This window comes from Plebeiibacterium marinum, assembly GCF_026013615.1.
GTDB classification, from domain to species: domain Bacteria; phylum Bacteroidota; class Bacteroidia; order Bacteroidales; family Marinilabiliaceae; genus Saccharicrinis; species Saccharicrinis marinus_A.
The window spans coordinates 157,302-165,061 of record NZ_JAPDPI010000004.1 but is presented as its reverse complement, the minus strand read 5'-3'; the positions used below and the strand labels follow the sequence as shown (position 1 = coordinate 165,061).

Sequence of the window (7,760 nt, the reverse complement as noted above, 5' to 3'; positions counted from 1 at the left end):
CTATCAGCTATCAGCTATCAGCTATCAGCTATCAGCTATCAGCTATCAGCTATCAGCTATCAGCTATCAGCTATCAGCTATCAGCTATCAGCTATTCATAATCTAAAGTGCAGCATCCTAATAACTATTATTATGAAAATGTTTTTTAGTTCAAATATTAAGTTTTTGCGTAAACGTCGCAGGCGCACTCAGGATGATGTAGCCTCGGCGTTAGGAATGAAGCGGTCTACGTTGAGTGGTTATGAAAATGGGGTAGCACAGCCTGGAGTTTCTGTTTTGGTCGCTTTTTCAGGATATTTTAATGTGGCCATTGATACCTTAATAAAGGTAGATTTGATGTCGCTGCGCGAAAGTCAGTTATCGCAATTAGAAAATGGGTTTGATGTGTTTTTGAAAGGAAGTGGTTTGCGGGTGTTGGTTTCTACGGTTGATTCTGCCAATAATGAAAATATAGAACTGGTTCCGGAAAAAGCCAAAGCAGGTTATGCTACCGGTTTTTCGGATCCGGAATATGTAAAAGAATTGCCGGTTTTTCAATTGCCGTTTTTGTCCCGCGAAAAAAAATACCGCACTTTCCAGATATCCGGAGATTCAATGTTGCCTGTTCCCAGTGGTTCGTGGGTAACGGGAGAGTTCTTGCAGGATTGGAGAACTATCAAAACAGGAATCCCATGTATTATTGTTACCCGCGATGAAGGGGTGGTTTTTAAAATTGTAGAAAATAAACTGGAAGAAGATAAAAACCTGGTGTTGCATTCGTTAAATCCATTATATAAACCATATCAAATATCTGCCGAAGCGGTACAGGAGGTATGGGTGTTTGTACATTATATCAGTAATGTAATGCCTGATTCACAAGAGGAACCCAAAGCTTTAGAGCAAACAGTAGCAGGCCTGCAGCAGGAAATATTGTTAATAAAAGAACGTATGGGCTGGAGGGAGTAGTAAATATATTCCTTTTTATATTTTGATATGAGTTTTAACTTTATCCTCTAAATCTTAAAATTCGTGTTTTTTATGGCAGAATATTAGGATATTACAAGAAGTTAATAATCTTGATACTTGATTCTTCTGTTTTATCCAGATAAAGGAGTTGGGGGATGCGGGGTGGGATAAAATAGGGTTTTCTTGCAGGCACTACTTATTATGATTTGTTATATTTGGCAAAAAAGGCAAAGTATACTATGAATATAGAGAAGCAGCAATTAATAATGAAGATGTTTACCCAATGGTCGGGCGAAAAAGTTGAGTCGATGACTATGCTGCCGCCATCGGGGTCTTACAGAGAATATGTCCGTATTGAAGGAGGCGGGAAGAGTGCCTTGGGTGTTTACAATGCAGATGAGAAAGAGAATAAGGCATTTGTGGAATTCACAAAGCACTTTCTTTCAAAAGGTTTGAATGTACCTAATATTTATGATGAAAACTTAGGAGAAGATGTATATCTGATTGAAGATTTGGGCAATGTAACCTTGTTTGATTTTTTGCAGGAAAACCGGACGGCAGAGAGTTTGTCGCCAGCTTTGGTTGAACTGTACCAAAAAACAATAAAGGAGTTGGTTTGTTTTCAGCTAAAAGGGAGTGAAGGTTTAGGTTTTGATTTGTGCTATCCCCGAAAAGCTTTCGACAGGCAGTCGATGTTATGGGATTTGCATTATTTTAAATACTATTTTTTAAAATTGGCCCAGGTTCCGTTTGATGAGCAGGCTTTAGAGGATGATTTTAGTAAACTGATAGACTTTCTGTTAGAAGCAGAACATCATTACTTCTTGTATCGCGATTTCCAATCCAGGAATGTAATGATTAAGCAAGGGGAGCCTTGGTTTATTGATTATCAGGGAGGAAGAAAAGGGGCACTGCAGTATGATTTGGCCTCGTTGTTATATGATGGAAAGGCTGATATTCCGCCTGTTGTTCGGGAAGAGCTTTATCGGTATTACATTGAAGAGCTTAAAAAATATAAAGAAGTGGATGAGGATACTTTTCAGCATCATTTTTCAGGTTATGTCTATATTCGTATTATGCAGGCAATGGGTGCCTACGGGTTTAGAGGTTTTTATGAAAAGAAAGAACATTTTTTAAAAAGTATCCCTTTTGCCCTTCAAAATATATCATATCTGTTAAGAAGTCATCCGCTCCCGTTGGATATTCCAGAACTTAACAAGGTGTTGAATGCCTTAACCCAAAATGAAAAGCTCAAAAAAATAAATGCGCTTACGGTTACAGTTAACAGTTTTTCTTATAAAAGAGGTATCCCGTATGATATGAGTGGCAATGGTGGTGGTTTTGTATTTGATTGCAGGGCAATTCATAATCCAGGCAGGTATGCCGAGTATAAGCATATAACGGGAAAAGATAAGCCGGTGATAGAATTTTTGGAAAAAGAACCGGAAATGAAGCAGTTCCTGGATACGGTTTTTCCTTTGGTTTCGCAATCGGTAGAAAAATATATTGAGCGAAATTTTAAACATTTAATGGTAAATTTTGGTTGTACAGGTGGGCAGCACCGCTCTGTATACAGTGCTGAACGACTGGCAGAGTATATTCGCACTAAATACCCGGTGTCGGTGAAGTTGCGACATATTGAGCAGGAAATAAAAAAAGGATAGCAGACATGGGACAAAAGAAGTGTAAAAAGGCAAAGAAAGAAGATTTTGATTCCAATATCCAAGAGGATAAAAAATATAAATGCAAAAAATGCAACCTCACTTCAAATAAGGAAAAGAAGTTGTGTAAACCGGAAAAACAATAATTGCCAAATGAATGCACTAATATTTGCAGCTGGTTTAGGAACGCGTTTAGGTCAATTAACTCAAAATAAGCCCAAAGCATTGGTTGAGGTAAATGGAAAACCAATGCTGTTGCACGCTATTGAAAAGCTGAGGAGTGTTGGAGTGAAACGCATTGTTGTTAATATGCACCATCATGCCGAAATGATAGCCTCTTTTGTGAATAGTATGGGTTTTACTGATGTTGAAGTGCTACTGTCGGATGAGCGTGGAGAACTGCTTGAAACAGGAGGGGGCCTGATAAAAGCTGCTCCCTTATTTTTACCCGATCAGCCTGTTATCTTATATAATTCAGATGTATTAACGGGGGCCAATCTTGAAGCGATGGTTGAATACCATTTTGCTCATGGAGGTATGGCTACTCTAATGGTAAAAAACAGGGAAACTTCTCGGTATTTTCTGTTTGATCCTCAAATGCGCTTGTCGGGATGGAAAAATATTAATACGGGCCAACAGATTATTTCCAGAGATGTTGACGAATTAGATATGTATGCTTTTTCTGGAATTCATATTGTGAACTTTGAACTCATCAACAAACTAGGTCCACTGCGCAAGTTTTCTATTACTAACGGATATTTGGATATTTCTGAAAAATATGAAGTTTATGGTTGGAAAGACTGGGATGAATATTGGTTTGATATAGGGACTCCGGAGAAACTAAATCACGTAAACGACTTTTTTATGGATAAACATATGTAAGTTATGCACATATTTCAATGTTAATATATATTTTTGCTGTTTAAGAACATAATTGTATTTTATTAATAAAACCTTAAAACAGAAGTATGACAAATGTTGAAGATTTGAACGGAAAGAGTTTCTTCCAGCGATTCTATAGTGGGATTACAAGTGGAAGCTCTTTGCTAATGATAGCAACTTTTGCCGCAGTGATTTGGGCCAATGTTGACCATCATTTTTATGAGCATTTATGGCATGATAAACTGACCATAGATGTAAATGCATTTCACTTAAAGATGAGTTGGCACCATTGGATTAATGATGGGTTGATGGCTATTTTCTTTTTTGTGGTTGGGCTGGAGATTAAGCGGGAGTTTTTGGCTGGAGAGTTAAGTTCGTTTAAGCAGGCATCATTACCTATTTTTGCCGCCATTGGTGGTATGGTAGTTCCTATTATCCTATTCTTTATGTTTGGGTTAGAGGGGGAAGCTCAAAGTGGATGGGGGATCCCGATGGCTACAGATATTGCTTTTTCGTTGGGTATATTGGCTATGTTGGGCAAAAGAGTGCCCTTGAGCCTTAAAGTGTTTCTTACTGCCCTGGCTATTGTCGACGACCTTGGTGCAGTATTGGTAATTGCCTTGTTTTATGGGGGAGAACTTCAGTGGACTTACCTTATAATAGCAGCAGTGTTGCTTATAGTACTAACAATAGCTAACTTAAAGAATATACAGGATTTAAAGCTATATACCATTTTGGGATTGGTAATATGGTATTTATTTCTTGAGTCAGGAGTTGAAGGCCCGGGATCGGGATTGCATGCTACAATTGCAGGAGTATTAGTAGCTTTCACTATTCCTGCCAGGCCAAAGGTTCATGTCGATAAATTCCTGCCCCGTATTTCGTCTGGAGCAAAGAATTTTGAAAGTATTCCGAAAAGTGTTCATGAAATAGTATTGAGTGATGAGCAGTTACATGCAGTAGATAATATGGAATATGCTATTAAAAAGGTGCGAAGTCCATTACAGTACATTGAGCATCAATTTCATGGGTTTATTAGTATGTTTGTATTACCTGTTTTTGCATTGGCTAATGCAGGTGTTGTTTTAAGTGCGGGCGATCAAGGAGGAGAAGTGATGTCTTTAGTTTCATTTGCCATTGCATTTAGTTTGGTTTTTGGAAAAGTGATTGGGATCACGTTCTTTTCATGGCTGGCAGTACGATTACGTATTGCTATTAAGCCAAAGGGATCTTCATGGTTATCTTTTGCAGGATTGGGCTTGTTGGGAGGTATTGGTTTTACTATGTCAATTTTTATAGCAAGTCTGGCTTATTCAACAGAAATTCTTAACCAGGCAAAAATTGGTATATTCATAGGATCTATCATTGCAGGTTTGGCAGGATTCTTTTTGCTGAAGTATTCTTTAAAAAGAGATGAAGATGTTACCAACCGAAGAATGCGCTGAAAAATGCCGTTTATAAAATATATGTCTTTTAATCAATAGTTCGTTAGTTTTTTATAAGTGTTAGATTATGAGATACTTAATAAAATCAACCTAAGTTGGGTAAAGATTTGATTTTAAGCATCTTGCAAATAAGTCTCTTATCTCTTATCTAAAATCTAACGATCTGTTATTAATTAAATGAAAGATATAATAGAGCTGCCTGGTTAACACGGCAGCTTTTTTTTTACATTGATCTGAGCTTTATAACGAAGTGAAAATGGCAGTGTTTCTATTACTCAATATAGTTATTACTTGCTTTTATAAAATAACCGCCCTAAATTACATATCAACAACAAATAGATCATGTTGTTGTTTCTATAATAAACTCAAAGGTTAATACTGAGTGTTGTTGTTTTATTGGTTAGGACATAATCAATCGTTGAACTTTGTATGTAAAGGTATTCTGAGTTATTGTTAAAATGGCGTGCGTTTTTAAGCAACTCTTTTAGTATGTTTTATAACCACAGGTGCTAATAGTGTTAAACAATGAAGTATGATTTTAATCCTGATTTTATATTTGGTTTTAGCTCTTGCTTTATTCTTGATACCTAAAAAATTATCAAAGGGCATTCCTTTTCCATTGGCATTTATGCAATTGGTGTTTTTTGTGTTTTTTATAAGTCAGTTGTCACTTGTAGAAACGGAGAAGGCCAGAATAATATCTATTGAATGGATTCCTTATTTAGGATTAAATCTTGAATTTACTCTTGACGGTTTAAGTATGATTTTTGTGTTGCTAATTACCTTTATTGGTTTTTTAGTGTTTATATATGCTCAGGTGTATATGAAAAGCTATGCTGGCACTACAAGGTTTTATTTTTACCTGCTTTTGTTTAGTGGCTCTATGCTGGGGCTTGTGCTTTCAACCAATTTTATTCAGCTGTTTATATTTTGGGAGTTAACAAGTGTTTTGTCTTTTTTGTTAATTAGTTTTTTTAATGAAAAAGAAAAGGCCAGAAAGGCTGCTTTTCAATCATTATTTGTTACTGGTTTTGGAGGTCTGTGTTTGTTTGTTGCTGTATTGTTAATAGGTAGCATCGTTGATAGCTATATGTTTTCAGATTGGTTGGATAAAGCTCATGTTATAAAAAGTGATCCCAGATATCTTCCGGCGTTAATCTTTGTACTTATCGGGATATTTACAAAATCAGCTCAATTTCCTTTTCATTTTTGGCTGCCCTGGGCTATGCAAGCCCCCACTCCCGTTAGTGCATATCTTCATTCGGCCACAATGGTAAAAGCAGGGGTGTTTTTGCTGGCGCGTTTATATCCTGTTTTAGGGGGAACAATAGAATGGGACTATATTGTTACCTTTATTGGAGCTCTGACTATGCTTGTGGGTTCATATTTATCAATTACCCAGGTTGATTTTAAGCTGGTTTTAGCTTATACAACAATTAGTGCTCTTGGTATTCTAACTATGTTGTTTGGAATAGATACCAAACTATCTGTAAAAGCAGCATTGGTTTTTCTTTTTGTACATGCTTTTTATAAAGCTGCACTTTTTATGTTGGCTGGCTATATTTCAAAACAAACAGGGACAAGGTTAATTCCAAAACTTGGAGGTTTGATGAAATTTACTCCATGGGGATTTGTTATTGCTTTGATTTCACTTTTGTCCATGGCAGGTATTCCTCCAATGCTAGGTTTTATAGGTAAAGAACTAATTTATGAAGCGAAGTTTGATTCACCTTGGATGTCTTCAATTCTAATATTTCTTGGGGTAACCTCAAATGTGTTTATGGTTGCTGTATCTTTCTTATTATTATCCAAAGTGTTTCTTGGTCAGTCTAAAACTAGTATAAAGTCGCATAATACAAAATACAAATTGCTTTTGTTTAGTCCGGGTATCCTGGCATTTTTAAGTTTGGGTTTAGGTATTTTCCCAGATATGCTTACGCCAATAATTGAGCCGGCATTAAATGTAATTCATTCTGGTAATTTCCAAATTAAGCTAAAGCTTTGGCATGGGTTTAATCAGATATTATTGCTTAGTATGATTACTGCTCTCCTTGGGTTACTACTTTTTATCATACTCAATAGGTATAAGAGTGTAATAAAAGTATGGAATAGAATAAATAGTCAAATTTTCTCAATTAGTTTTACTAATGTATTTTTTAAAGGTCTGGACAGGTTTATTTCTTTTTCAGGAAAGAATACGCGTTTGATCCAGCATGGTTATAATCGTTATTACATTATTACAATTATACTTTATACATCCTTGCTGCTAATTCTACAACTATATCTTACTCGTGGGTGGGAGATTGGTTTGACTTTTAACTTGAAACCTTTTTATATTTCCGGACTAGCTGTAGTAATCGCAATGTCGGTGTTTTTTAGTGTGTTTTCAAAGAATATTATTTTTACCATATCTGCAATGGCCGTAACGGGTTATGGTATCTCGCTGATATACTTGTATTATAGTGCTGTAGATTTGGCTATTACTCAAATTATTGTAGAAACATTGATGGTTGTTATGTTTGTTTTGGTATTACAAGGCTTACCAAAGTTTGCTTCTTTATCCAGCCGTATGGCAAAAATCAGGGATGGAGTTATATCTCTGGTTTTTGGTACTATCATGACCATTGTTACACTTAAGGCTATTACTGTTGATTTTAATACTTCAATATCAGGTTATTTTGTTGATTATAGTTACTTAAAAGCATATGGAAAAAATGTAGTTAATGTGATCTTGGTAGATTTTAGGGCACTGGATACGCTTGGGGAAATTACAGTGTTAAGTATAGCTGCTTTAGGGGTTTATTCATTGTTAAATAAAAGAAAGTAA

General features: G+C 36.0%; 5 protein-coding genes. All 5 read left to right on the top strand.

The genetic code is table 11. The features are described 5' to 3' along the window. On the top strand, window positions 1-945 hold a 945-nt coding region (locus OM074_RS03790; RefSeq protein ID WP_301197956.1), incomplete at its 5' end, for an XRE family transcriptional regulator. 239 nt (window positions 946-1,184) lie between these two features. Next, complete coding sequence (locus tag OM074_RS03785) at window positions 1,185-2,609, top strand: RapZ C-terminal domain-containing protein (RefSeq protein ID WP_301197955.1); 1,425 nt, start codon at window positions 1,185-1,187, stop codon at window positions 2,607-2,609. 150 nt (window positions 2,610-2,759) lie between these two features. After that, a complete protein-coding gene (locus OM074_RS03780) occupies window positions 2,760-3,488 on the top strand; it encodes a nucleotidyltransferase family protein (RefSeq protein ID WP_301197954.1) in 729 nt (242 codons plus the stop codon). Between the two features lie 86 nt (window positions 3,489-3,574). Continuing rightward, window positions 3,575-4,933 (top strand): Na+/H+ antiporter NhaA, encoded by a 1,359-nt coding sequence (gene nhaA / locus OM074_RS03775; protein WP_301197953.1) that lies wholly within the window; start codon window positions 3,575-3,577, stop codon window positions 4,931-4,933. A 532-nt stretch (window positions 4,934-5,465) separates the two neighbouring features. After that, on the top strand, window positions 5,466-7,760 hold the full coding sequence (gene mbhE / locus OM074_RS03770) for a hydrogen gas-evolving membrane-bound hydrogenase subunit E (RefSeq protein WP_301197952.1): 2,295 nt from the start codon (window positions 5,466-5,468) through the stop codon (window positions 7,758-7,760).

Coding starts and splice junctions, on each gene's coding strand:
- mbhE (WP_301197952.1), top strand. CDS start 5,466: ATGATTTTAATCCTGATTTTATATTTGGTTTTAGCTCTTGCTTTATTC.
- nhaA (WP_301197953.1), top strand. CDS start 3,575: ATGACAAATGTTGAAGATTTGAACGGAAAGAGTTTCTTCCAGCGATTC.
- OM074_RS03780 (WP_301197954.1), top strand. CDS start 2,760: ATGAATGCACTAATATTTGCAGCTGGTTTAGGAACGCGTTTAGGTCAA.
- OM074_RS03785 (WP_301197955.1), top strand. CDS start 1,185: ATGAATATAGAGAAGCAGCAATTAATAATGAAGATGTTTACCCAATGG.